Source organism: Rhizobium sp. YTUHZ045 (assembly GCF_051124255.1).
Taxonomy (GTDB): Bacteria; Pseudomonadota; Alphaproteobacteria; order Rhizobiales; family Rhizobiaceae; genus Rhizobium.
This window is the reverse complement of the sequence record NZ_CP101432.1, coordinates 1,121,503-1,144,801: the sequence shown is the minus strand read 5'-3', so window position 1 is coordinate 1,144,801 and position 23,299 is coordinate 1,121,503. Positions and strand designations below refer to the sequence as shown.

22 protein-coding genes and 1 pseudogene are annotated in these 23,299 nt (G+C 61.6%); 17 read left to right on the top strand and 6 right to left on the bottom strand.

Annotated elements, in window-relative coordinates; genetic code table 11:
• Positions 1-175: 175 nt before the first annotated feature.
• A complete protein-coding gene (gene alr, locus NMA58_RS05590; protein ID WP_434712650.1) occupies positions 176-1,339 on the top strand; it encodes an alanine racemase in 1,164 nt (387 codons plus the stop codon).
• A gap of 8 nt (positions 1,340-1,347) precedes the next feature.
• On the opposite strand, the pseudogene NMA58_RS05585 reads toward alr, so the two are convergent.
• Positions 1,348-1,978 (bottom strand): annotated as a pseudogene (locus NMA58_RS05585) (LysE family translocator).
• A 165-nt stretch (positions 1,979-2,143) separates the two neighbouring features.
• Here NMA58_RS05585 and radA point away from each other — a divergent pair.
• The 4 genes from radA (at position 2,144) to NMA58_RS05565 (ending at position 6,791) form a co-directional block, all read left to right on the top strand.
• Positions 2,144-3,544, top strand: a complete 1,401-nt coding sequence (radA, locus tag NMA58_RS05580) for a DNA repair protein RadA (RefSeq protein WP_097598486.1) — start codon at positions 2,144-2,146, stop codon at positions 3,542-3,544.
• A gap of 89 nt (positions 3,545-3,633) precedes the next feature.
• On the top strand, positions 3,634-4,248 hold the full coding sequence (locus tag NMA58_RS05575; protein ID WP_085777628.1) for a CvpA family protein: 615 nt from the start codon (positions 3,634-3,636) through the stop codon (positions 4,246-4,248).
• A 233-nt stretch (positions 4,249-4,481) separates the two neighbouring features.
• A complete protein-coding gene (gene purF / locus NMA58_RS05570) occupies positions 4,482-5,972 on the top strand; it encodes an amidophosphoribosyltransferase (protein ID WP_434712649.1) in 1,491 nt (496 codons plus the stop codon).
• Positions 5,973-6,050: 78 nt separating this feature from the next.
• Complete coding sequence (locus NMA58_RS05565) at positions 6,051-6,791, top strand: SDR family NAD(P)-dependent oxidoreductase (protein ID WP_434712648.1); 741 nt, start codon at positions 6,051-6,053, stop codon at positions 6,789-6,791.
• Positions 6,792-6,800: 9 nt separating this feature from the next.
• Here NMA58_RS05565 and NMA58_RS05560 read toward each other — a convergent pair whose 3' ends face one another.
• Positions 6,801-7,502 (bottom strand): glycoside hydrolase family 25 protein, encoded by a 702-nt coding sequence (locus tag NMA58_RS05560; protein WP_434713513.1) that lies wholly within the window; start codon positions 7,500-7,502, stop codon positions 6,801-6,803.
• Between the two features lie 364 nt (positions 7,503-7,866).
• Here NMA58_RS05560 and cysS point away from each other — a divergent pair, with 364 nt between their 5' ends.
• The 8 genes from cysS (at position 7,867) to rarD (ending at position 14,891) form a co-directional block, all read left to right on the top strand.
• Positions 7,867-9,243: a cysteine--tRNA ligase gene (gene cysS / locus NMA58_RS05555; protein WP_434712647.1), complete on the top strand. Its 1,377-nt coding sequence runs from the start codon at positions 7,867-7,869 to the stop codon at positions 9,241-9,243.
• A 49-nt stretch (positions 9,244-9,292) separates the two neighbouring features.
• Positions 9,293-9,661, top strand: a complete 369-nt coding sequence (locus tag NMA58_RS05550) for an endonuclease domain-containing protein (protein WP_430957781.1) — start codon at positions 9,293-9,295, stop codon at positions 9,659-9,661.
• Entirely contained in the window at positions 9,658-10,134 is a 477-nt protein-coding gene (locus NMA58_RS05545) for a GFA family protein (protein ID WP_434712646.1), read from the top strand. The genes NMA58_RS05550 and NMA58_RS05545 overlap by 4 nt, the downstream gene beginning before the upstream one ends.
• Positions 10,134-10,616, top strand: coding sequence for a GFA family protein (locus NMA58_RS05540; RefSeq protein ID WP_430957783.1), 483 nt, complete (start codon positions 10,134-10,136; stop codon positions 10,614-10,616). Before NMA58_RS05545 ends, NMA58_RS05540 begins: the two co-directional genes overlap by 1 nt.
• A complete protein-coding gene (locus tag NMA58_RS05535) occupies positions 10,613-11,089 on the top strand; it encodes a GFA family protein (protein WP_430957784.1) in 477 nt (158 codons plus the stop codon). The genes NMA58_RS05540 and NMA58_RS05535 overlap by 4 nt, the downstream gene beginning before the upstream one ends.
• Positions 11,086-12,048 (top strand): prolyl aminopeptidase, encoded by a 963-nt coding sequence (gene pip, locus NMA58_RS05530; RefSeq protein ID WP_434712645.1) that lies wholly within the window; start codon positions 11,086-11,088, stop codon positions 12,046-12,048. The genes NMA58_RS05535 and pip overlap by 4 nt, the downstream gene beginning before the upstream one ends.
• 176 nt (positions 12,049-12,224) lie before the next feature.
• On the top strand, positions 12,225-13,838 hold the full coding sequence (gene cimA, locus NMA58_RS05525) for a citramalate synthase (protein ID WP_434712644.1): 1,614 nt from the start codon (positions 12,225-12,227) through the stop codon (positions 13,836-13,838).
• Positions 13,839-13,976: 138 nt separating this feature from the next.
• A complete protein-coding gene (rarD, locus tag NMA58_RS05520; RefSeq protein ID WP_430957787.1) occupies positions 13,977-14,891 on the top strand; it encodes an EamA family transporter RarD in 915 nt (304 codons plus the stop codon).
• 13 nt (positions 14,892-14,904) lie between these two features.
• Here the strand turns inward: rarD and NMA58_RS05515 are convergent, their stop codons facing one another.
• Positions 14,905-15,528 (bottom strand): TIGR00730 family Rossman fold protein, encoded by a 624-nt coding sequence (locus tag NMA58_RS05515; protein WP_430957788.1) that lies wholly within the window; start codon positions 15,526-15,528, stop codon positions 14,905-14,907.
• Positions 15,529-15,682: 154 nt separating this feature from the next.
• Here NMA58_RS05515 and NMA58_RS05510 point away from each other — a divergent pair, with 154 nt between their 5' ends.
• Together NMA58_RS05510 and NMA58_RS05505 are read left to right on the top strand one after the other, a co-directional pair.
• Entirely contained in the window at positions 15,683-17,737 is a 2,055-nt protein-coding gene (locus NMA58_RS05510; RefSeq protein WP_434712643.1) for a LysM peptidoglycan-binding domain-containing protein, read from the top strand.
• 209 nt (positions 17,738-17,946) lie between these two features.
• Positions 17,947-19,824, top strand: a complete 1,878-nt coding sequence (locus NMA58_RS05505; protein WP_434712642.1) for an ABCB family ABC transporter ATP-binding protein/permease — start codon at positions 17,947-17,949, stop codon at positions 19,822-19,824.
• 88 nt (positions 19,825-19,912) lie between these two features.
• On the opposite strand, the gene NMA58_RS05500 is transcribed toward NMA58_RS05505, so the two are convergent.
• The 3 genes from NMA58_RS05500 to NMA58_RS05490 are packed head-to-tail and all read right to left on the bottom strand — an operon-like array spanning position 19,913 to position 21,259.
• A complete protein-coding gene (locus NMA58_RS05500) occupies positions 19,913-20,524 on the bottom strand; it encodes an ATP-dependent Clp protease proteolytic subunit (protein ID WP_434712641.1) in 612 nt (203 codons plus the stop codon).
• A gap of 46 nt (positions 20,525-20,570) precedes the next feature.
• The gene (locus NMA58_RS05495) at positions 20,571-20,930 is read right to left on the bottom strand and encodes an SRPBCC family protein (RefSeq protein WP_434712640.1); all 360 of its coding nucleotides are present in this window, start codon (positions 20,928-20,930) and stop codon (positions 20,571-20,573) included.
• On the bottom strand, positions 20,927-21,259 hold the full coding sequence (locus NMA58_RS05490) for an ArsR/SmtB family transcription factor (protein ID WP_434712639.1): 333 nt from the start codon (positions 21,257-21,259) through the stop codon (positions 20,927-20,929). Before NMA58_RS05490 ends, NMA58_RS05495 begins: the two co-directional genes overlap by 4 nt.
• A 170-nt stretch (positions 21,260-21,429) precedes the next feature.
• On the opposite strand from NMA58_RS05490, the gene NMA58_RS05485 reads away from it, so the two are divergent.
• Positions 21,430-22,128 carry a phosphatidylserine decarboxylase gene (locus NMA58_RS05485; protein WP_434712638.1) on the top strand — a complete coding sequence of 233 codons (699 nt, stop codon included), beginning with the start codon at positions 21,430-21,432 and terminating at the stop codon, positions 22,126-22,128.
• Positions 22,129-22,184: 56 nt separating this feature from the next.
• Positions 22,185-23,030 (top strand): CDP-diacylglycerol--serine O-phosphatidyltransferase, encoded by an 846-nt coding sequence (gene pssA, locus NMA58_RS05480; protein WP_430957794.1) that lies wholly within the window; start codon positions 22,185-22,187, stop codon positions 23,028-23,030.
• Positions 23,031-23,299 lie beyond the last annotated feature (269 nt).

The window sequence follows — 23,299 nt, the reverse complement described above, 5'->3', positions numbered from 1 at the left end:
TCTTTCTGCGATACATTCTGCATCCGGCAAAATTAACGCGAAAGCCTGCATGCGTCTTGAACAAAAGTGATCGTACAAGAAGCAAAGGGTGATATGTGACCGCCTGCGCTTTTCCTTGGCCACAATGCTCTCTAGACTGAGCGGGACGGTTCCTTCCATTTCCTCACGGCGATTCATGACAGATTTTCCTATCCCCTCCGATGACGATGATCTTTTCACTTCCGCGGGCCTGCGGCTGACCGTTGATCTGAGTGCGCTCACGGAGAACTGGCGCGACATGGCGCGCCGCTCGGGTGCGGCGCGCGCCGCAGCCGTCGTCAAGGCGGACGCCTACGGCACGGGCATCGAGGACGTCGGCGAAGCGCTCTATCTCGCAGGCGCCCGGGATTTCTTCGTCGCGACCGTCGATGAGGGCGTCACCCTTCGCCTCTATGCGCCGGAGGCACGCATCTTCGTGCTCTCGGGCATATGGCCGGGCACGGAACGGCGGTTCTTCGACAATGATCTCGTACCGGTGATTTCCTCCGACGAGCAGCTCGCCTTCTGGATGGCGGTGCTTGCCGATTACGGCGATTACCCCTGCGCACTGCATGTCGATACCGGCTTCAATCGGCTCGGGCTGCACATCGACGACGCTATCGTCCTTGCCGACGACGTCTCGCGGCCGGCCAGTTTTGCGCCGGTGCTGGTCATGAGCCACCTCGCCTGCGGCGACGATCCCAGCCATGCCATGAACCGGCAGCAACTCGAATCATTCCGTAGGGTTACTGCCGCTTATGAAGGCATCGATGCAAGTCTTGCAGCCTCGGCCGGCATTTTTCTCGGAGAGGATTATCATTTCGACCTGACCCGTCCCGGCATCTCGCTCTATGGCGGAGAGGCGGTCAGCGGCATGGCGAACCCGATGCGGCCGGTCGCCACCGCGGAAGCGCGCATCATTCAGGTGCGCACCGTCGAAGCCGGCGAGACCGTCAGCTACGGCCGGGCACTGCAGCTTCGCCGCAGAAGCCGGCTGGCAATTGCGTCAGCCGGTTATGCAGACGGTTACATGCGCAGCCTGTCGAGCGCCGGCGTGCCGCTGCGCCAGGCTGTACCGCAGGGAGGGCAAGGCTTCATCGCCGGATACAAGGTGCCGGTTGCCGGCCGGATCACTATGGACCTGACGATCTTCGATATCACCGACCTGCCCGAGAACGCCGTGCGCGCCGGCGATTATGTCGAGCTGTTCGGAACGAACATGCCCCTCGACGACGTGGCACGGGCGGCGGGCACGATTGGCTACGAGATCCTCACCAGCATGGGGCTGCGCCACGAACGGCGCTACGTCGCCGAGGAATAGGCCTACGGTCATCGACTGCTGAGGGCAAGACGCACACCGAGCGCCACGAAAAGCGCGCCGAGGCTGCGATCGAGCCATCGTCCGATTTTCGCATTACGCCTGAGCGCATCGGCAAGGCGTCCTCCGAGAAGCACGAGCGGCGGTTCTATGAAGGCGGCGACGGCGATGATGAGTCCGCCGTGCAGCATCAGCTGCGCCCATGCCGGCCCTGCCCCCTCGACGACGAATTGCGGCAGGAATGCCAGGAAGAATATCGCCACTTTCGGATTGAGCAGCGACACCAATATCCCTTGCCGATAGATCCTTGCGGCCGCCATTTCCTCACCAGTCGCGTTCATCGGGCCGTTGTCGCCGCCGCGCAGAGCCTGAATACCCAGCCAGACGAGATAGGCAGCACCGAGCCATTTGACCGCAGAGAACGCCAGGGCAGAGGCGGCGAGCACGGCGGAAAGACCCAGTGCCGCCATCAGAACGTGCAGGCAGGCCTGACCAGACGCCGAACAATGCGGAAAAACCGGCGCGTTTCCCGCCTCTCATCGTATGGCCGAGGATGAAGGCGATGTCCGGGCCTGGCGAGAGGTTGAGCAAAATCGCCGCCGACAGAAATGCAAGCCAGTGCGCGAGCGAGTAGTCGAACATCTTCACCGTTCCTGATGATCAGAGGCGAAAAGCATAGGCACCGCTAGGGCTGATGGGGAAATCATTAGTTTTGATCCATTGCGATAGCCATTATCTCGGACACGACAATGATTCGGTGAAGCTTTCGACGGCTTCATTTGTGGAACGCGACTGAAAGAAAGATTGATGGCGAAGGCGAGGACACAGTTCATCTGCCAGAATTGCGGCGCGGTTCACAACCGCTGGGCCGGCAAATGCGATAATTGCGGCGAGTGGAATACGATCGTCGAGGAAGACCCGATGGGCGGCATCGGCTCCGGTCCCGGCAAGACGCCGAAGAAGGGCCGGCCGGTGGCTCTGACGGCGCTGTCGGGTGAGATCGAGGAGGCGCCGCGCATCCATACCGGCATGTCGGAACTCGACCGCGCGCTTGGCGGCGGTTTCGTGCGCGGCTCGGCGGTGCTGATCGGCGGCGATCCCGGCATCGGCAAATCGACGCTGCTGATGCAGGCAGCCGCCGCCCTTGCCCGGCGCGGCCATAAGATCATCTATGTCTCCGGCGAGGAGGCGGTGGCGCAGGTCCGCCTGCGAGCGCAGCGGCTTGCCGCCGCCGATACCGACGTGATGCTGGCGGCCGAAACCAATGTCGAGGATATTCTGGCAACGCTTGCCGAGGGTAAACGCCCCGATCTCGTCATCATCGATTCAATCCAGACCCTGTGGAGCGAACTGGCGGAGTCCGCGCCAGGAACGGTGACGCAGGTGCGCACCGGCGTGCAGTCGATGATCCGCTTCGCCAAGCAGACGGGTGCGGCCATGGTGCTCGTCGGGCATGTGACCAAGGACGGGCAGATCGCCGGGCCGCGCGTCGTCGAACACATGGTCGATGCCGTGCTTTATTTCGAAGGCGACCGCGGCCATCACTACCGAATCCTGCGCACGGTCAAGAACCGCTTCGGCCCGACCGACGAAATCGGCGTCTTCGAAATGTCCGACAGAGGGCTACGCGAGGTCGCCAATCCCTCCGAACTATTCCTCGGCGAGCGCAACGAGAAATCACCTGGCGCTGCCGTCTTCGCGGGCATGGAGGGCACCCGCCCGGTGCTGGTCGAAGTGCAGGCGCTGGTGGCGCCGACATCGCTTGGAACGCCGCGGCGCGCCGTGGTCGGCTGGGATTCAGCCCGGCTGTCGATGATCCTGGCGGTGCTGGAGGCCCATTGCGGCGTCAGGCTCGGCCAGCACGACGTCTATCTCAACATTGCCGGCGGCTACCGCATCTCCGAACCGGCGGCCGATCTCGCCGTCGCCTCGGCGCTGGTTTCGTCGCTTGCCGGTATTGCCCTTCCCGCCGATTGCGTCTATTTCGGCGAAGTCAGCCTGTCGGGCGCCATCCGGCCGGTTGCGCACACCGCCCAGCGCCTCAAGGAAGCCGAGAAGCTGGGCTTTTCCGCTGCGCTGCTTCCTTCCGCCTCCGCCGAGCTGCCGAAGGGCTCCGGCGGGCGATGGAGCGAGGTCGAAAGCCTGCCGGATCTGGTTGCGCGCATCGCCGGGTCCAAGGGAGCGCTGCGTGTGGAAGACGAGGTTTGATCCTTTCATTGCCGCGAATGGTAATGTTATAGGAGGCACACGATAAGGCCGACACGGCCGCCGAGCGGCAGTCCTGGAGTTGAATTTTCATGCCCATTACGATTTTCGACGGTATTGTCATCGGCGTCGTGCTCTTCTCCGCCGTGCTGGCAATGGTCCGCGGTTTCTCGCGCGAGATCCTTTCGATCGCGAGCTGGGGCGGTTCGGCCGCCGCCGCCTACTACCTCTATCCGTACCTGCTGCCCTATGCGAAGAAGTACACCGATGACGATCGCATCGCGATCGCCGGTTCGGCCGCCGTCGTCTTCCTGATCGCGCTCATCGTCATTTCCTTCATCACCATGAAGATTGCCGATTTCATCATCGACAGCCGCATCGGCGCTCTCGACCGCACCCTCGGCTTCCTGTTCGGCGCGGCCCGCGGCCTGCTGCTGATGGTCGTTGCCGTCGCCTTCTGGAACTGGCTGGTCGATGTCGACCACCGGCCGGCCTGGGTCAACGAGGCCAAGTCGAAGCCCTTCCTGGATTCGATGGTCGTGAAGCTGAAGGCGGTGCTGCCGGAGCAGTTTGCCCAGATGATACAGGCAAGCTTCCGTGATAAGATGCAGCCGGCACAGGGCAGCGAAGGCGCCACGCCGCCGGCGGCCGATCAAGCGCCGGCGGACGACGCGCCCGCAGGCGGCGCGCAGCAGCCGGCGAATTGACACAGTGTTCAGCAGCTTGACTCGCCTCGCGGCAATTGCCATTTGAGCGGGACGTGAAATAAGGGTCCGGCCGGGCATTCCAGCTCCGCCGGACCTAAGCCGTTTCAGAGCCCGCTGAACGGGCTTTGAAAGCAGATGTCGTTCAGCACGAAGCTCTCGGAAACCTGTGAGATTTCCGGTATCGTGCTATTGGTAATGCCGATCCATTCTTGTGAGAGCAGAGGCCCGCAGAAATGAACCAGTCCCATTCCTTCCCAATCGACGATCCGCTCGACGGAGATACGCTGCATGAGGAATGCGGCGTTTTCGGAATTCTGGGACATCCCGATGCCGCAACTCTCACAGCTCTCGGCCTGCACGCCCTGCAGCACCGCGGACAGGAGGCAGCCGGCATCGTCTCCTTCGATGGCAAGCGCTTCTATCAGGAACGCCATATGGGGCTGGTGGGAGACCACTATACCAATCCAATGACGCTGGCCCGCCTGCCCGGCAGCATAGCGATCGGCCACACACGCTATTCCACGACAGGCGAAGTAGCGATGCGCAACGTGCAGCCGCTGTTTGCTGAACTGGAAGAAGGCGGCATCGCCATCGCCCATAACGGCAATTTCACCAATGGCCTGACGCTGCGCCGCCAGATCATCGCCACCGGCGCCATCTGCCAGTCGACATCCGATACCGAAGTCGTCCTGCATCTCATCGCCCGCTCGCGCCATGCTTCCACATCCGACCGCTTCATCGACGCCATCCGCCAGATGGAAGGCGGCTATTCGATGCTCGCCATGACCCGCACGAAACTGATTGCCGCGCGCGATCCCACCGGCATTCGCCCGCTTGTCATGGGTGAACTCGACGGCAAGCCGATCTTCTGTTCGGAAACCTGCGCGCTAGACATCATCGGCGCCAAGTTCATCCGCGATGTCGAAAACGGCGAGGTCATCATCTGCGAAATCCAGCCTGACGGCTCGATCAGCATTGATGCCCGCAAGCCGAGCAAGCCACAGCCGGAGCGTCTCTGCCTGTTCGAATATGTCTATTTCGCCCGTCCGGATTCGGTCGTCGGCGGCCGCAACGTCTATACGACGCGCAAGAACATGGGCATGAACCTTGCCAAAGAATCGCCCGTCGATGCCGATGTCATCGTGCCGGTACCGGATGGCGGCACGCCCGCGGCTCTCGGCTATGCGCAGGAAAGCGGCATCCCCTTCGAATACGGCATCATCCGCAACCACTATGTCGGCCGTACCTTCATTGAGCCAACGCAGCAGATCCGCGCCTTTGGAGTCAAGCTGAAGCATTCCGCCAACCGGGCGATGATCGAAGGCAAGCGCGTGGTGCTGGTCGATGATTCCATCGTGCGCGGCACGACGTCGCTGAAGATCGTGCAGATGATCCGCGAGGCCGGTGCGCGCGAAGTCCATATCCGCGTCGCAAGCCCGATGATCTTCTTCCCGGATTTCTATGGGATCGATACGCCCGACGCCGACAAGCTGCTCGCCAACCAATATGCCGATGTCAAAGCCATGGCCAAATATATCGGAGCGGATTCGCTTGCCTTCCTGTCGATCAACGGACTTTACCGCGCCGTCGGCGGCGAGGACCGCAATCCGGCCCGCCCGCAGTTCACCGACCACTACTTCACCGGTGACTATCCGACCCGCCTGCTCGACAAGAACGGCGAGTCCATGGGCAACAAGCTTTCGATGCTTGCCAGCAACGGCTGAGCCGCTGCCGCTTTGACTTTCGCTTCCGAGGGGCCTATTGCGCCCCTCACCTTTGCAAGCAAATCCGGAACCGGACAGATGAACATCAATCTTGAGGGCAGGATCGCACTCGTCACCGGTGCGTCGCGCGGCATCGGCTACTTCACAGCCCTTGAACTTGCCAAGGCCGGCGCCCATGTGATCGCGTGCGCACGCACGGTCGGCGGACTCGAGGATCTCGACGATGCCATCAAAGCCGTCGGCGGCAGTGCGACCCTCGTGCCCTTCGACCTTGCCGATATGAATGCGATCGACGCACTCGGCGGCTCGATCTTCGAGCGCTGGGGCAAGCTCGATATCCTCGTTGCCAATGCCGGCGTGCTCGGCGTCATTTCGCCGATCGGCCATATCGAGGCGAAGGTGTTCGAGAAGGTGATGAACATCAACGTGACGGCGACATGGCGGCTGATCCGGTCGGTCGATCCGCTGCTCGCCCGCTCGGATGCCGGCCGCGCCGTAATCCTGTCTTCTGGCGCCGCCCACAAATGCCGTCCCTTCTGGGGCGCCTATTCCGCATCAAAAGCCGCTGTTGAGGCGCTGGCCCGAACCTGGGCCGGCGAGAGCCAATCGACGCCGCTGCGTATCACCAGCGTCGATCCGGGCGCGACCCGCACGGCGATGCGGGCGCAGGCTGTGCCCGGCGAAGATCCGCAGACGCTCCCGCATCCCTCCGAGGTCGCCAAGGCGATCCTGCCGCTGCTGGGCCCCGGCGTGACAGAGACGGGCAAGCTGTTCATCGTGCGCGAGAATAAGCTCGCCGATTATCGCCTGCCGGAATAAACAGACGCTTCAGTTCGCGGCAACAGCCGGGAACAGATGTGCGAACCCTGTTTCGGCGGGGCATAAGACATTGAGGTCCACTGGTCCCCGGATACCGTCCAGGGAGCCGTTGTCAGCAAATTGCCAGATCGACCAGCGACTGCAGCCTTCCTGCGTCGGCTCCTTGAAGACGCTTCGCAGCCAAAGGTAATGCTCGGGGAAGCGAGCCTCGTTGCCTTTCAGATACTGATCGAAAAATTCCCGCGTGACGTAGAAGATCGGCTTTTCCGGAAAGATCGCTTTCAGTTCGGTGACGAAGGCATTGACCTCCGTTGCCATTTCCTCGACCGTCGGGACCTTGTTGCAATTACCGACAAATTCCAGATCGATGGCGATCGGCAGGGTTCGCGGCGCCTTCGGCACGGTGGCCAGGACATTCTGCGCCTGATCCTTGCCCGGGCGGCAGAAGGTGAAGAAATGGTAGGCGCCTCTCACCAGCCCTGCATCTCCGGCACGTTGCCAGTTCTCGGCGAACCTGGAATCCTTGTGATCGCCGCCTTCGGTCGCCTTCATGATTGCGAAACGCACGTTCGGCTGGGCGGCCACCGTCTTCCAATCGATGTCGCCCTGGTGATGGCTGACATCGATGCCTTGGATCGGATAACGCGACAAGGTCGGATTGTTGAAGCGAAGCATGCCGAAATCGTATGCGAAATATGCGGCCGCGACCATCAGAATTGCAGCCGCACCGATCGTCCTTCGAACAACGCTTCCCACTCATTCCTCCCGTATTTCCAGCAGCTTCCGAACCGGCTATACGCGATTTGCGCCACGAAAATGGCAGACGAGCCTCAGGGGATGCAGCGCACCGGATAGGTCGCTCGAGTTGCCGCCGATCCTCCCCTCCCCCTCTTGACCAAACGCCATTCCCGCGCCATAAAACGCGGCATGAAAACGGTTATCTGCATTATCTGCGGAAAGATTATTCGCTAGCGCACGCGCTGGCCTGGCCGTTTTCGTCTCCCCAATTGTCAAGATGCGAAACGCCCCGGCCTGCCGGTCGCGATTTTTCTGATCGTGCATTTGGGAGAGTGAAATGGGCGGCACGCCGGAACTGAAGCTGTACAACACGCTGACGCGGGAGAAATCGGTCTTCAAGCCGATCGATGCCGAGAACGTCCGCATGTATGTGTGCGGCCCCACGGTCTATGATTTCGCCCATATCGGCAATGCCCGCCCGGTCATCGTCTTCGACGTGCTGTTCCGGCTGCTGCGCCATCTCTATGGCGAAGATCGAGTCACCTATGCCCGCAACATCACCGACGTCGACGACAAGATCAATGCGCGGGCGCTGAGAGATCATCCCGGCCTGCCGCTCAACGATGCGATCCGCGCGGTCACCGAAAAGACCGAGACGCAGTTTCACGCCGATGTCGCCGAACTCGGCTGTCTGGAGCCGAATGTCGAGCCGCGCGCCACCGATAATATCGCAGAGATGATCCAAATCATCGACAAGCTGATCGGCAACGGGCATGCCTATGTGGCGGCAGGCGAAGTGCTGTTCGACACCAAATCCATGGCCGATTACGGTCAGCTTTCGAAGCGGCCGCTCGACGAGCAGCAGGCCGGCGCCCGCGTCGCCGTCGACGCGCACAAGAAGAATCCGGGCGATTTCGTGCTCTGGAAAGTGTCGAGCCACAACGAGCCCGGCTGGGAGAGCCCCTGGGGCCGCGGCCGGCCGGGCTGGCATATCGAGTGCTCCGCGATGAGCAGGCGTTATCTCGGCGATGTCTTCGACATTCACGGTGGCGGACTGGACCTGATCTTCCCGCATCATGAAAACGAGATCGCCCAATCGCGCTGCGCCCACGGGACCGAGGTGATGGCGAATGTCTGGATGCACAACGGCTTCGTTCAGGTCGAAGGCCGCAAGATGTCGAAGTCGGAGGGCAATTTCGTCACCATCCACGATCTGCTCCACACGGAAACCTTCGGCGGCCGCAAATGGCCGGGCGAGGTGCTGCGCCTTGCCATGCTGATGACGCACTACCGCGAACCAATCGATTTCTCGATCAAGCGGTTGGAAGAGGCCGAACGCCTGCTCGCCAAATGGCCGACCTTGGAGGCCGGCGATGCCGCAGCCGATGACAGCGTGCTGAACGCGCTGGCCGATGACCTGAATACCGTCGCCGCCGTGCAGGCGCTGCATGCGCTGGCGCAATCCGGCAACGATACCGTCTTCGCCGCAAGTGCGGCGCTCCTCGGGGTGCAGCCGAAGAAAGTCGAAATCGACGAAGCCTTCGCAGCGGCGGTCGATGCGCTGGTCGCCATGCGCCTCGAAATGCTGAAGGCGAAGAACTTCGTCGAGGCCGACAAAATACGCGACGACTTGGCCGCAAAGGGCATCCAGTTGAAGGACGGCAAGGATCCGGCAACGGGCGAGCGGGTGACGACGTGGGAGGTCAAGCGGTAGGATGGATTGGGTGGTAGAGGGGCGTGTAGCCCAGAGCGAGAGGCTAAATATGTCGCATACACCAGTCCCGCCGCAACGGCGGGCGAATGCCAAGCGTATGCGCAAGGCTATGACTGATGCCGAACTAAAGCTCTGGAACGAACTTCGCGCCCATCGCCTAATGGGTCTTGGCTTTCGCAGGCAGTTGCCGATTGCGGGCTATATCGTCGATTTCGCATGCCCCAGCCATCGGCTTGTCGTGGAGGTAGACGGCTCGCAGCATGCCATTGCCGAAAATGCCTTCTACGACGACATCAGGACTGAGCGCCTGAAGGCAGATGGCTGGACCGTCCTGCGCTTCTGGAATGACGATATTCTCCGGGATCTGGACAATGTATGCAGCCATATCATCCGCACCATCGGAAAGGACCTGCCATGACCACCTACTCGGGCGGATGCCGGTGCGGCGCGATCCGCTTTCGCGTCAGCGGCGACCTCAAGGATTCGTCGATCTGTCATTGCCGCATGTGCCAGAAGGCGTTCGGAGCCTATTATGCACCGCTGGTCTCGGTGCGCGTCGCCGATTTCGAATGGACGCGGGGGGAGCGCAAAAGGTTTCGCTCGTCGAATTTCGTCGAGCGTGGTTTCTGCGGCGATTGCGGCACGCCACTGACCTATGAAGCCCCGGATGGGATGGCGATTGCGGCGGGCGCGTTCGACGATCCGTCGCAGCTGCCGCCGACCGTTCAATGGGGTTTGGAAGGCAAGATCGACTTCGTCGATCATCTGCACGAACTGCCGGGAGAACGGACCGAGGCGGATCTGACGGCGGGCTCCTTCCTGCACGAACTGATTTCCTATCAGCACCCCGACCACGACACGCAGGTCTGGCCGCCGGAGGAGCGCACTTGATGCACGAGACGAGACAGACCGGCGGGTGCCAGTGCGGCGCGGTTCGTTATCGCGCGCTGGGCGAACTCGGTTATCCCCATATCTGTCACTGCCGCATGTGCCAGAAGGCGGCCGGCAATTATTTCCTGCCGCTTGCAGCGGCCAAGCGCGAGCATTTCGAACTGACGCGCGGCGATCCCAAGTGGTTCCGCTCCTCCGATCTCGTCCGGCGCGGCTTCTGCGGCGATTGCGGCACACCGCTGTTCTACGATATTCCCGAAGAGGATTTCATCAACATCGCGCTCGGCTCGCTTGATGATCCCGATGCGGTCAGGCCCGTTATGCAATCCAACACTGGCCGCAAGATGTCCTGGTTCCATGCCATCGACGGGCTGCCGGTGGAGGCCGAGCCAGATACGCACGACCGCGAGAACGCGATCGCCGCAAGCAATCATCAGCACCCGGATCACGACACTTCCCATTGGCCACGGAGAATTCCATGACGGATAAGATCAGAACAGGCGGATGCCAATGCGGCGCCGTGCGCTTCCGCATATCAGGCCAGTTGGGACGGCCCTCGATCTGCCATTGCCGCATGTGCCAGAAGCAGTTCGGCGGCTTCTTCTCCGCACTCGTCACCGCACCCGAAGAAGGTATGGAGTGGACACGCGGCGAACCGAGCTACTTTCAATCCTCGGTCAATATCGACCGCGGCTTCTGCAGCAATTGCGGCACGCCGATGACCTATCGTCATCCGGGCGGACTGGAGCTTGCGATCGGCACCTTCGATGACCGCAGCGATCTCGCACCGCAGATCCAGGTCAATTATGACGCCCGACTGCCATGGGTCGAGACGATATTCGATGCGCCCGTGCACAAAGACCCGGATTTCTATGCCCGACAGGAGGCGATTATCTCCTTTCAGCATCCCGATCACGACACCCAGGCCTGGCCCGCAAAAGGCGTGAAAATATGACCGAAATCCTGCGCACGCTCTATCCCGAAATCGAAGCCTATGCCTCCGGCCATCTCGATGTCGGCGACGGCCATGTGATCTACTGGGAAAGGTCGGGAACGCCCGGCGCCAAACCCGCGGTCTTCCTGCATGGCGGCCCGGGGGGCGGCATCTCGCCTTCCCACCGCCGGCTTTTCGATCCCGCACTCTACGATGTCATGCTGTTCGACCAACGCGGCTGCGGCAAGTCGACACCGCATGCCGAACTGAATGCCAACACCACCTGGCACCTCGTCGCCGATATCGAGCGCCTGCGCGAAATGGCCGGCGTCGAGAAATGGCAGGTGTTCGGCGGCTCCTGGGGCTCGACGCTGGCGCTCGCCTATGCCGAGACCCATCCCGAGCGCGTGTCCGAGCTCATCCTGCGCGGCATCTACACGCTGACCAAGGCGGAGCTCGATTGGTACTACCAGTTCGGCGTGTCGGAAATGTTCCCCGACAAGTGGGAGCGTTTCGTCGCTCCCATTCCCCCGGAAGAGCGGCATGAGATGATGCATGCCTATCATCGCCGTCTGACTCACGAGGACAGGAACGTGCGCCTTCAAGCCGCGCAGGCCTGGAGCATCTGGGAAGGCGAAACGATCACGCTGCTGCCGGAACCGTCGACCAGCGGCAAATTCGAAGAGCCGGAATTCGCTTATGCATTCGCCCGCATCGAGAACCATTTCTTCGTCAATGCCGGCTGGATGGACGAGGGACAACTGATCTGCGATGCCGGCAGGCTCAGGGATATCCCGGGCGTGATCGTGCATGGGCGCTACGACATGCCCTGCCCTGCCAAATATGCCTGGCTGCTGCACAAGGCCTGGCCGAAGGCGGAGTTCCACCTGATCGAAGGTGCGGGCCATGCCTATTCGGAGCTGGGAATTCTCGATCGGCTGATTCGGGCGACGGATAAGTTCGCCGGGAAGCCGGACTGATCATTTGGGGCAGCCCCTCACCCTAGCCCTTTCCCCGCTCGCGGGGAGACGGGACGTGCCCCGCGATACGGTGCGGCATTCCCCTTCTCCCCGTCAGAACGGGGAGAAGGTGGCGGCAGCCGGATGAGGGGCAGCATCCGCAGTACAACAACACCCGCTCGCCGGGAGGAAACGACATGAAAGAACGCATCTACCTCTTCGACACGACCCTCCGGGACGGGCAGCAGACGCCCGGGATCGACTTTTCCGTCGAGGACAAGATTGCGATCGCCGCCATGCTCGACGAGTTCGGCCTCGATTACGTCGAAGGCGGATATCCCGGCGCCAACCCGACGGACACCGCCTTCTTCAGCGAGAAGCGCACCAGCGAGGCCACCTTCGTCGCCTTCGGCATGACGAAGCGAGCAGGCGTTTCGGTCTCGAACGACCCCGGTATTGCCGGCCTGCTGCAAGCCAAAAGCGATGCCATCTGTTTCGTCGCCAAGAGCTGGGATTACCATGTCGCGGTGGCGCTTGGCTGCACCAACGAGGCAAACCTCGAATCCATCGCCGAAAGCGTCAAGGCGGCGGTCGGCGCAGGCAAGGAGGCGATCGTCGACTGCGAACATTTCTTCGACGGCTTCAAGGCCAATCCGGCCTATGCGATCGCCTGCGCGAAGACGGCCTATGAAAGCGGTGCTCGCTGGGTCGTGCTCTGCGACACCAATGGAGGGACGCAGCCGCCGGAGGTGCGCGCCATTGTCGAGGCAGTGATCGCGGCCGGCGTGCCCGGCCGCTGTCTCGGCATTCACGCTCACAACGATACCGGCCAGGCCGTTGCTAATTCGCTTGCTGCCGTTGAAGCCGGCGTCCGGCAGATCCAGGGCACCTTGAACGGCATCGGCGAGCGCTGCGGCAATGCGAATCTGGTGACGCTGATCCCTACCCTGGCGCTGAAGAGCGCCTACAACACCCGTTTCGAAACGGCGATCGACGAGGAGAGGCTGCTCAACCTCACCCGGCTCTCGCACGCCTTCGATGAGCTCCTCAACCGCTCGCCGGATCACCAGATGCCTTATGTCGGCGCCTCTGCCTTCGCCACCAAGGCCGGCATTCATGCTTCCGCTCTGCTGAAAGATCCTCGCACCTACGAACACGTGCCGCCGGAAAGCGTGGGCAATTTCCGCAAGGTCATGGTCTCGGACCAGGGCGGCAAGGCGAACTTCATCAATGCGCTGAAGCGGCGCGGCATTATCGTCGCCAAGGACGATCCGAAGCTGGATCTCCTGATCTCGATCGTCAAAGATCGTGAATCGATCGGCTATGCCTATGAGGGCGCGGATGCGAGCTTCGAACTCTTGGCGCACCGCACGCTCGGCACGATCCCGGAATTTTTCACCATCGAAGGCTTCCGCGTGATGATCGAGCGCCGCTTCGACAGTCTTGGCCGTGTGAAGATCGTCTCGGAGGCGGTGGTCAAAATCACCATCGATGGCCAGACGCTGATGTCGGTCGCCGACGCCGAGGGTCCGGTCAACGCGCTCGACCTGGCGCTACGCAAGGATTTCGGAAAGTACCAGCACGAGATCGACGATCTGGTTCTCGCCGATTTCAAAGTGCGCATCCTCAATGGCGGCACGGCGGCAATCACCCGCGTGCTGATCGAATCCACCGACAGCGACGGTGTGCGCTGGTGGACGGTCGGTGTCTCCGAGAACATCATCGACGCTTCGTTCCAGGCGCTGATGGATTCCGTCATCTACAAGCTGATGAAGAACCGGCAGCTGGCGGGGAAGATCGCGGCGGAATAAGTCTGTGCCGCCGGGATTCGTCTATCGCTCGGGTTTTCGCTTCAAATCCTCTCAGCCTTCATTCAACGAAATGAATTGGCCTATTCACGGTGCTTAAGCTAGGCCGGATCAGAAGAAGAACAAACATGGAAACACCCGATGTCGACCGATGCATCCGTTCCACTGGCCAAGAACGAAGATAGTCCACGCGGTTTCGCCTTCGCGCTGACAGCCTATCTGCTCTGGGGCTTCCTGCCCTTCTACATGAAGGCGGTGGCGCATATTCCGCCGGCCGAAGTCATTGCCCACCGCATCGTCTGGTCGCTGCCGTTGGCCGGCATCGTGTTGGTCGTGCTCGGACGCACGGCGGACATCCGCGCAGCGTTGCGCTCGCCGCGCATGCTGGCGATGGGGGCCCTGACCGCATCGCTGATCACCGTCAACTGGGGCACCTATGTCTGGGCGATCGGCGCCGGCCATTCGCTTGATGCAGCACTAGGCTATTTCATCAATCCGCTGTTCAGCATTTTCCTCGGTGCGGTGCTGCTCAAGGAAAAGCTGCAGCCGCTGCAGATGGCAGCGATCGCGCTTGCGGCACTTGCCGTCGCCATTCTGGCCCTGGACAGTGGCGGCATCCCCTGGGTGGCGCTGACGCTTGCGATCAGCTGGGGTTTTTATGCCTTGCTGCGCAAGACGCTGCCGCTCGGACCCAATCAGGGCTTCTTCCTCGAGGTTCTGATCCTCAGCGGCCCCGCCCTCGTCTACATCCTCTATCTCGAATACGGCAACGGACTCGGCCATTTCTACCGTACCGGCCTTGCCGATACGACCCTACTTCTCGGCTGCGGTGTCATCACCGCCGTGCCGCTGATGATCTATGCCAACGGCGCCAAGCTCCTGAAGCTCTCGACGATCGGCATCATGCAGTATATCGCGCCGACGATGATCTTCCTGATCGCTGTCTTCGCCTTTCATGAGCCGCTCGGCACGGCGCGGATGATCGCCTTCCCGCTGATCTGGGCGGGGCTGTTCCTCTATAGCTGGTCGATGCTGAAGGGAAGCCGCGGGCGCTAAACGCGCCCGCCGCCTACATCTTCGAAATTACCTCGTCCTCGCCGTCGCGATCGGCCGCAAGCTGGGCTGCCTGGGCCATGATCGCCGGAATGATGCCGGCGACGTCGTCGACGACGAGCGGCTGCACCCGATGTGCGGTGTGCAGGAAGCCTTCTTCAGTCATATGGCGCATCAGTTCCATCATCGGATCCCAGAAACCGTTGATATTGGCAAAGACCATCGGCTTTTCATGGCGGCCGAGCTGCGCCCAGGTCATGATCTCGACGATCTCCTCCAGCGTGCCGATGCCGCCGGGCAGCGCGACGAAGGCATCGGAACGCTCGAACATCGTATGTTTGCGCGCGTGCATGTCAGGGGTTACAATAAGTTCGTTGAGCTGACCGAGCGAATGGCGAGTCGCTTCCATATCGATCAGGAATTCCGGGATGATGCCCGTGACCTGACCGCCGCCTGAAAGCACCCCGCTTGCAACCGCGCCCATGATGCCTTTGGTACCTCCGCCATAGACGAGGCGCAGGCCGTATTCGGCGATCTCTCTTCCGAGAGCCCGCCCGGCCGCCATATGGGAAGGATCGCGTCCAGGCCTTGAGCCGCAGTAAACGCAGATGGATCGAATCGATACAGATTGTTCGGTCATACGGCAAAACAACTATTCCATTTCAATGCAGTCAAGAAAATTGACTGAAAAGCAGCGTGCCGAGCTTGCGAAATTGCGTTGAATGCTTGTGAAAAGCATCGGAAATCGCTAGCAATTTCGGTTACTACGGCAAATTGCCGCCTTGGGAGACATAATGATGAAGAACCGTGCCGGCTTGCTGGCCCTTGCAGTGCTCGTAATCGCAATCCTACTGATGGTATTCTTCGTCATGCCGCGCATCGGCAGCGATGCATCCAAAGTCGGCGACGCCATCAACCAGGCGGGCACGGAGCTCAAGAACACGGTTAACGAAGCGGCAAAGACATCACGCTCTGCCGTGGCCGACTCGACTGGGGTCGCCGATCAGGTCAGACGCCTCTCGGCCGATGCCGGCGTGGCGCTCGGCGAGCTGAAGGCGCTGTTTGCGGACGGCAAAGGCCCGGCCATTGATGTCTTCACCGCCGCCAAGACCAAGGCCGTCAATGCGCTCACCGCACTTGTCGGCTTCACCGTTCCCGAGGGCATCGATCCCGCAACACAAGCCATTGCCGCCAAGGCCAAGGAAGGCGGCGCCAAGGCGCTCGCCATCGTGCAGTCGCTGCCGGAAAATATGGCGGATGCGCCTGCCGCGATTGCCAGGGCCGAAGCTGCGCTGACCGGTGCGCCCGAACCAGCCTCTGCCGCGACCCCGGCGGCCGCAAATGCCGGCCCGAAACTTCCGGCCTTCGACGTCCTGCGCGTCGAGCCTGATGGATCGACCGTCATCGCCGGCTCCGCCGAGCCGAACGGCAAGCTCGAAGTGCTCGACGGCGAAAAGGTAGTGACGACGGCCAACGTCGGTCCGAGCGGCGATTTCGCGGCCGTCCTCGACGATCCGCTCCCGGCCGGCGACCACCAGCTCGTGCTCAAGGTAACGGACAAGGATGGCAAGACCGCGCTTTCCGAAGAAGTCGCCACCGTTTCCGTGCCGAAGGACGGCAATGCCGCCAATCTGCTCGCCATGGTCTCCAAGCCCGGCGCGGCGAGCCGCATCATCACGGCGCCGACAGGGGACACCGAAGTCGCCGACGCCTCCAATCCGTTGGCGCCGGCTGCGGACAAGCCGGCAACTGGCGGGACCGCTGCAGCCGACGCGCCTGCCGCAACAGTAGCGCCAACCGGTGAGCTGGCGCTGCAGACGCCTGGTCTGCCCGACGCCTCCGCCGACGGCACAGATGCGACACCGGCCGTTCCAGGTGCTGGCGAAACCAACGAGGCCACCGCGCCCGATGTGATGGTCAACGCCGTCGAGATCGAGGGCAACAAGATCTTCATTGCCGGCACGGCGCGTGCCAACGCCAAGGTCCTCGGCTATGCCGACGACAGCCTTGTCGGCCAGGACACGGCCGGTCCCGACGGCCATTTCGTCATCGATGGCGTCGCGGCGCTTTCGGTCGGCGATCATAGGATTCGCGTCGACGTCGTCGATCCCGCGGGCAAGGTGATCGTGCGGGCCGCAGTGAACTTCAATCGCCCGGCGGGCGACCAGGTGCGGGTTGCCGCTCAAGCCGGCCCCGCCGATGCAAATGGTGCTGCCTCGATGGTGCCGCTCGACGAGGGTGAACTCGGCAAGCTCAAGGCCGAAGCCGGCAAGGCGTTCGGGCTCTTGAAGGGGCTGTTTGCCGATGGCCAGCTGCCCGGCGCCGAACAGCTGGCGGCGGCGCGCTCAGCAACGGAATTCGCGCTGCGCTCTGTCGCAGACTTCCGCCCGGCGGCGGATGCGTCCGACAGCTTCAAGCAAGCCTCAGGCGCCTCCTCGCAGGCCGCCGCCAAGGCGCTGAAACTGCTGCAGGATCTGCCGAAGGACGCAAAATCGGTCGGCGCCGGGCTCGACGGGCTTGGTGCAATCATCGGTGAATTGACCGACACGCCCGCACCGGCCGCGCCCGCCGCAAAAGGTACTGCGAGCAATCAGCCGAAGACGATCGAGCAGGCACCGCTGACGGCAAACAATGCGGCGGTCATCATCCGCCGCGGCGATACGTTGTGGCAGATCTCCCGCCGGACCTATGGGCTCGGCGTGCGTTATACGACGATCTACATCGCCAACGAGGACAAGATCATCGACCCGGATCGTATCCGTCCCGGGCAGATTTTCGGCCTGCCGAAGGACGCGCTGCCGAACGCCGAGGAGCTGCACCGCAAGCGGCTCTCCAAGCAGCACCTCTGAAAGGCCGCTCCTTAAGCGCAACGCGAGTTGATGAAGCCGGGCAGGAGAAACGCCCGGCCTCACTTTTCCCGGCCCCCGCACGTGTTGTATTCCTCGGCCCGACGCCCTATCTGCCGGTGGCGGTTCGGGATTCAGGTAAGCGCTTCAGGTGCGCCCCTGCCCCCGCCTTGCCGGAGATCGAAGAAAATCATCCGGACTGGAGACACGGCATGGCAAACGGCAAGACAGTCTCGGAATCCCACCTGCTGCGGACGCTTTTCAACCTCTGGCCCTATATGTGGCCGGCCGGGCGAACCGACCTCAGGATGCGAGTCGTCTGGGCGTCGGTCTATCTGCTGATCTCCAAGTTCGTCCTGCTGCTCGTCCCCTATTTCTTCAAATGGTCCACCGATGCGCTGAACGGCAGGATGGACCTTGCCGGCACGGTACCGCCGCTGCTTGCCGGCGCCGTAGCCCTTGTCATTGCCTATAACGTCACCCGGTTGATCCAGCTCGGCCTCAATCAGCTGCGTGACGCGCTCTTTGCCAGCGTCGGGCAACATGCGGTGCGCCAGCTCGCCTATAAGACCTTCGTGCACATGCACGAGCTGTCGCTGCGCTTCCACCTGGAGCGAAAGACCGGCGGCCTGTCACGCATCATCGAGCGCGGCACCAAGGGCATCGAGACGATCGTGCGCTTCACGATCCTCAATTCCGTTCCGACCGTGATCGAATTCCTGCTGACGGCGGTTATCTTCTGGTGGGGCTACGGCTTTTCCTATCTTGCGGTCACCGCCTTCACCGTCTGGGCCTATATCTGGTTCACGATCCGTGCATCCGACTGGCGCATCGCCATCCGCCGCTCGATGAACGACAGCGACACCGACGCCAACACCAAGGCGATCGACTCTCTCCTCAATTTCGAAACCGTCAAATATTTCGGCAATGAGGAAATGGAGGCCAAACGCTTCGACAAGTCGATGGAGCGCTACGAGAAAGCGGCGACCGAAGTCTGGACGTCGCTCGGCTGGCTGAACTTCGGCCAGGGCGTCATTTTCGGCATCGGCACGACCATCATGCTGGTGCTTTCGGCGCTGGCGGTGCAGCGCGGCGAGCAGACGGTCGGTGACTTCGTCTTCGTCAATTCGATGCTGCTGCAGCTTTCCGTGCCGCTCAATTTCATCGGTTTCGTCTACCGGGAAATCCGGCAGGGCCTAACCGATATCGAGCAGATGTTCGATTTGCTCGAGGTGAAGGCCGAGGTCAAGGACGCCCCCGACGCTGCCGAGCTTCGAATCCGCCAGGGCGCGATCTCCTTCAAGGATGTGCACTTCGCTTACGATCCGGCCCGTCCGATCCTGAAAGGCATTTCTTTCGATGTGCCGGCCGGCAAGACGATCGCCGTCGTCGGGCCGTCGGGCGCCGGCAAATCGACGCTGTCGCGCCTGCTCTATCGTTTCTACGATATCCAGAGCGGCGCGATCACCATCGATGGCGAGGATATCCGCACGGTGACGCAGAAAAGCCTGCGATCGGCGATCGGCATGGTGCCGCAGGATACCGTGCTGTTCAACGACACGGTCGCCTACAATATCCGCTACGGCCGCACATCGGCGAGCGATGGCGAGGTGTTTGCAGCGGCCGAGGTGGCGCAGATCGCCCATTTCATCGAGGCGCTGCCCGAAGGCTTCGAGACCAAGGTCGGCGAGCGCGGGCTCAAGCTTTCCGGCGGCGAGAAACAGCGTGTGGCGATCGCCCGCACCATCCTCAAGGCGCCGCCGATCCTGATCCTGGATGAGGCGACGTCGGCGCTCGACACGACGACCGAACGGGAAATCCAGACCGCCCTCGACGTGGTTTCGAAGAATAGGACGACCTTGGTCATCGCCCACCGGCTCTCGACCGTCATCGGCGCCGACGAGATCATCGTGCTCAAAAGCGGCGAGATCGCCGAGCGCGGCACCCATGCAGCCCTCCTCGAAAGGAACGGCCTCTATGCCTCGATGTGGAACCGCCAGCGCGAGGCGACGCAGGCCGAAGAGCATCTGAAGCAGGTGCGCGAAAGCGACGAGATGGGCGTGATCACCCGGCTTGCCCCGGCAAGCTGAAGCGGGAGGCGGTAGCGTTGCCAGCCACTAACGTAAAGGTGAAATTGTTGAAACGATCTCCAGCAATCGTTTTTTTTGCGGCAAGGCTTTATAGGCTGCTCGTGTCTTCCCGAACCTTCAGGATACGGTCTATAAGACCCCATTCAAGCGCTTCCTCCGCCGTCATGAAGCGATCGCGATCCATCCCGCGTTCAAAGTCTTCGTAGGAACGTCCGCAATGCTCCGCGTAGAGCCGTGTCATGCGTTGCTTGGTCTTTAGAATCTCCTCGGCATGAATCAGCATGTCGGAAGCCTGCCCTTGAAAGCCGCCGGAGGGCTGGTGAATGAGGATGCTGGCATTGGGCAATGCAGCTCTTTCGCCGGGTTCGCCTGCCATCAGCAGGAACGATCCCATTGAACGGGCTGTCCCCATGCAAAGTGTATGAACCGGCGCACGGATGAAGCGCATGGTGTCGTACATGGCCAGGCCGCTGGTCACGGCGCCGCCCGGCGAATTGATATAGAGGTTAATGGGCTTTTTGGGGTTTTCCGCTTCCAGAAACAGCAGTTGCGCACAGACGAGCGCCGAAACGGTATCGTTCACCTCGCCATTGAGGAAGATAATCCGCTCCCGCAGAAGCCTGGAATAGATGTCAAAGGATCGCTCCCCCCGGCTGGACTGTTCTATGACCATAGGGACGAGTTGCATCGCTTCACGCATCGGCGATCCTCCTGACTTTCAGAATTTAAGGGGGAGGCTCGCCGTGTCAGGCGGCGAGCATGAGGGGCGGGCTGTTGCTGTTCGCCGACGCTCTTGCCACTCCACCGAATCTTGCGTCTGTCAGTTCGTGGGCGATCCGGAGGCAGGTGCCGCCGGTGGCATTCGGGGTGATCGTGAACGTCACGGTGCTTTCGAGGAATGGCGGGTTATCGTCACGCAGCTTGTAGCGAACTTCGTGGCCGGGGGTGACGGTGATCGCATCGGGATCAGCCAATGCTGCCTTCGGCAACCACCTTTCCCGAAGTTCGGGAATGGTGACGGCACGCCAGACCTTCTGCGGCGGATCGCGCAAGTCAAACTGCAACTCGACGCCGCTATCCTGCTCCTTGGTCATCCCTTCGCTCATTGATCCATGTCCTTCAGCAAGACTTTGAGTGCTGCGATACGCTCCGGCCAATAGGCGCGGTATTTTGTGAGCCATTGGGCGATGAGAGCCAACCCATCGGGATCGACCTGGTAATTCACGAAACGTCCCTGTCGCTCTTCCCTCACGAGCTTTGCACTGCGCAGAACTGCGAGGTGTTGCGACATTGCCGGCTGGCTAATCCCCATGCCCTCGCGCAAGGCAGTAGCGTTCATGCTCCCTCCCGCCAGCTTCTCAAAGATCGCACGGCGGGTCGGGTCTGCCAAAGCTCGGAAGAAGTCATTCTCGATCATGCGAACACATAAGCACATACTTATGCGATTCGCAAGCTACTTCGAGGCAGCTTTCTGTTGCTGGTAGCGTTACCGGCTTTTGTTGTTCAGAACCACGACGGCGGAACCACGGTCAGGGTCGCAGCATTGCTCAGGAGCTGGTTTTTCGCTAACCAGCAAAAAACGACAACGCAAGGAGACCGGCAGCCATGAGCCTGTTCAACACGGTTCGCAACACGATCGTGCCCGTGCACAAGGAGGGTTACCCCTTCGTCGCCGCCTTCTTCGTCGCATCGCTGGTGCTGGGCTGGATCTTCAAGCCGCTTTTCTGGATCGGCATGGTCTTCACGCTCTGGTGCGCCTATTTCTTCCGTGATCCCGAGCGCGTGACGCCGCAGGACGACGATCTCGTGATCTCTCCCGCCGACGGCAAGGTCTCGGCGATCCAGATGGTGACCCCGCCGGCAGAGCTCGACCTCGGCTCCGAGCCGATGCTGCGCATCTCGGTCTTCATGAACGTCTTCAACTGCCATGTGAACCGGGCGCCGATGCGTGGTCGCATCGTCAGCATCAATTACCGGTCCGGCAGCTTCGTTAACGCCGAACTCGACAAGGCGAGCGAGGACAACGAGCGCAACGGACTGGTGATCGAAACACGGCACGGCCAGATCGGCGTCGTGCAGATCGCCGGCCTCGTGGCGCGGCGTATCCTCTGCTGGGCAAACACCAACGAGCCGCTGGACGCCGGCGAACGTTTCGGACTGATCCGCTTCGGTTCGCGGCTCGACGTATTCTTGCCTGCCGGTGCGGCGCCACGAGTCTCGCTCGGTCAGACGGCGATTGCCGGGGAAACGGTCATCGCTGAATTCGCCTCGGCCAAGGGTCCGGTCATCAGCCGCCGCAGCTAAGGCGCGGAACCTCCGAGCCCTTGCCGGAATTGCTCTAGGAACGATTGGAACGCGACATGGAAACACCCTTTCCGCCTTTCGAGCCAAACGGGCCGGATGATTCCGCCCGCGGTCCGCGCCTGCGCGAGATTCCGTTCCGCCTCGTCTTTCCGAATCTCATCACCATTTTGGCGATCTGCGCCGGGTTGACGGGCATCCGGCTCGCTTTCGAGAACCGTTACGAGCTCGCCGTCGCGATGGTGCTGCTCGCCGCCTTCCTCGACGGCATCGACGGGCGCGTGGCGCGGCTGATGAAGGCGACCTCGAAATTCGGCGCGCAGATGGATTCGCTTGCCGATATCGTCAATTTCGGCGTCGCGCCCGCGCTCGTCGTTTACGTTTTTGCCCTCGATCAGGCTCGTTCGCTCGGCTGGATCGCCGCCTTGATCTATGCGATTGCCGCCGGGCTTCGCCTTGCCCGCTTCAATGTCATGGCCGAGCGCGAAAACAAGGCGAGCTGGCAATCGGAATATTTCGTCGGAGTGCCAGCGCCGGCCGGCGCCATGCTGGTGCTGCTGCCAGTCTATCTCGGCTTCCTCGGTCTGGCGACGGACCGCACCTTCGCCTATCTCTCGTCGATCTACACCGTCGCCATCGCCTTCCTGCTGATCAGTCGGCTGCCGGTCTGGTCGGGCAAGTCGGAAGGCAACCGCTTGCGCCGCGATCTGGTGCTGCCGATGATGCTCGGCGTCGTGCTCTATGTGGCTCTGCTGATGAGCTACACCTGGGAGGTGATGGTCTTTACCGTTGCCGCCTATCTCATATCGCTCCCCTTCGGCGCACGCAGATGGCGGCGGAAATACGGGACCCTGACGATCGAGGAACCTGGCGTCGGCGACGACGATATCGGCCGGCACATCTGACCTGCGCGCGCTTCCGGATTCTCCGGGCCACGGAATTGCATCTCTCCCTGTTGTCAACTGTTCCCGGATATACGCCCACGTTTTCCCGGGGAAAACCGCTCTGCGGTTTTTATGGAACCGCTCCCTTCAGTAAGTATTAACCAACGTAGGCTTCAGTTAAGCCTCGCGAATTATGGTGGGCGTTCACAAATCCTGATAAGCGACGCCGCCGTTTTGTCGCTATTTCTGACCAAACAGCAAAATACAAAATACCCAGGGAAGCAACACGC

What these genes read in the sequence shown, in the direction of transcription:
- alr (WP_434712650.1), top strand. Translation starts at nt 176, where the DNA reads ATGACAGATTTTCCTATCCCCTCCGATGACGATGATCTTTTCACTTCC.
- radA (WP_097598486.1), top strand. Translation starts at nt 2,144, where the DNA reads ATGGCGAAGGCGAGGACACAGTTCATCTGCCAGAATTGCGGCGCGGTT.
- NMA58_RS05575 (WP_085777628.1), top strand. Translation starts at nt 3,634, where the DNA reads ATGCCCATTACGATTTTCGACGGTATTGTCATCGGCGTCGTGCTCTTC.
- purF (WP_434712649.1), top strand. Translation starts at nt 4,482, where the DNA reads ATGAACCAGTCCCATTCCTTCCCAATCGACGATCCGCTCGACGGAGAT.
- NMA58_RS05565 (WP_434712648.1), top strand. Translation starts at nt 6,051, where the DNA reads ATGAACATCAATCTTGAGGGCAGGATCGCACTCGTCACCGGTGCGTCG.
- NMA58_RS05560 (WP_434713513.1), bottom strand. Translation starts at nt 7,502, where the DNA reads ATGGTCGCGGCCGCATATTTCGCATACGATTTCGGCATGCTTCGCTTC.
- cysS (WP_434712647.1), top strand. Translation starts at nt 7,867, where the DNA reads ATGGGCGGCACGCCGGAACTGAAGCTGTACAACACGCTGACGCGGGAG.
- NMA58_RS05550 (WP_430957781.1), top strand. Translation starts at nt 9,293, where the DNA reads ATGTCGCATACACCAGTCCCGCCGCAACGGCGGGCGAATGCCAAGCGT.
- NMA58_RS05545 (WP_434712646.1), top strand. Translation starts at nt 9,658, where the DNA reads ATGACCACCTACTCGGGCGGATGCCGGTGCGGCGCGATCCGCTTTCGC.
- NMA58_RS05540 (WP_430957783.1), top strand. Translation starts at nt 10,134, where the DNA reads ATGCACGAGACGAGACAGACCGGCGGGTGCCAGTGCGGCGCGGTTCGT.
- NMA58_RS05535 (WP_430957784.1), top strand. Translation starts at nt 10,613, where the DNA reads ATGACGGATAAGATCAGAACAGGCGGATGCCAATGCGGCGCCGTGCGC.
- pip (WP_434712645.1), top strand. Translation starts at nt 11,086, where the DNA reads ATGACCGAAATCCTGCGCACGCTCTATCCCGAAATCGAAGCCTATGCC.
- cimA (WP_434712644.1), top strand. Translation starts at nt 12,225, where the DNA reads ATGAAAGAACGCATCTACCTCTTCGACACGACCCTCCGGGACGGGCAG.
- rarD (WP_430957787.1), top strand. Translation starts at nt 13,977, where the DNA reads ATGTCGACCGATGCATCCGTTCCACTGGCCAAGAACGAAGATAGTCCA.
- NMA58_RS05515 (WP_430957788.1), bottom strand. Translation starts at nt 15,528, where the DNA reads ATGACCGAACAATCTGTATCGATTCGATCCATCTGCGTTTACTGCGGC.
- NMA58_RS05510 (WP_434712643.1), top strand. Translation starts at nt 15,683, where the DNA reads ATGATGAAGAACCGTGCCGGCTTGCTGGCCCTTGCAGTGCTCGTAATC.
- NMA58_RS05505 (WP_434712642.1), top strand. Translation starts at nt 17,947, where the DNA reads ATGGCAAACGGCAAGACAGTCTCGGAATCCCACCTGCTGCGGACGCTT.
- NMA58_RS05500 (WP_434712641.1), bottom strand. Translation starts at nt 20,524, where the DNA reads ATGCGTGAAGCGATGCAACTCGTCCCTATGGTCATAGAACAGTCCAGC.
- NMA58_RS05495 (WP_434712640.1), bottom strand. Translation starts at nt 20,930, where the DNA reads ATGAGCGAAGGGATGACCAAGGAGCAGGATAGCGGCGTCGAGTTGCAG.
- NMA58_RS05490 (WP_434712639.1), bottom strand. Translation starts at nt 21,259, where the DNA reads ATGTGCTTATGTGTTCGCATGATCGAGAATGACTTCTTCCGAGCTTTG.
- NMA58_RS05485 (WP_434712638.1), top strand. Translation starts at nt 21,430, where the DNA reads ATGAGCCTGTTCAACACGGTTCGCAACACGATCGTGCCCGTGCACAAG.
- pssA (WP_430957794.1), top strand. Translation starts at nt 22,185, where the DNA reads ATGGAAACACCCTTTCCGCCTTTCGAGCCAAACGGGCCGGATGATTCC.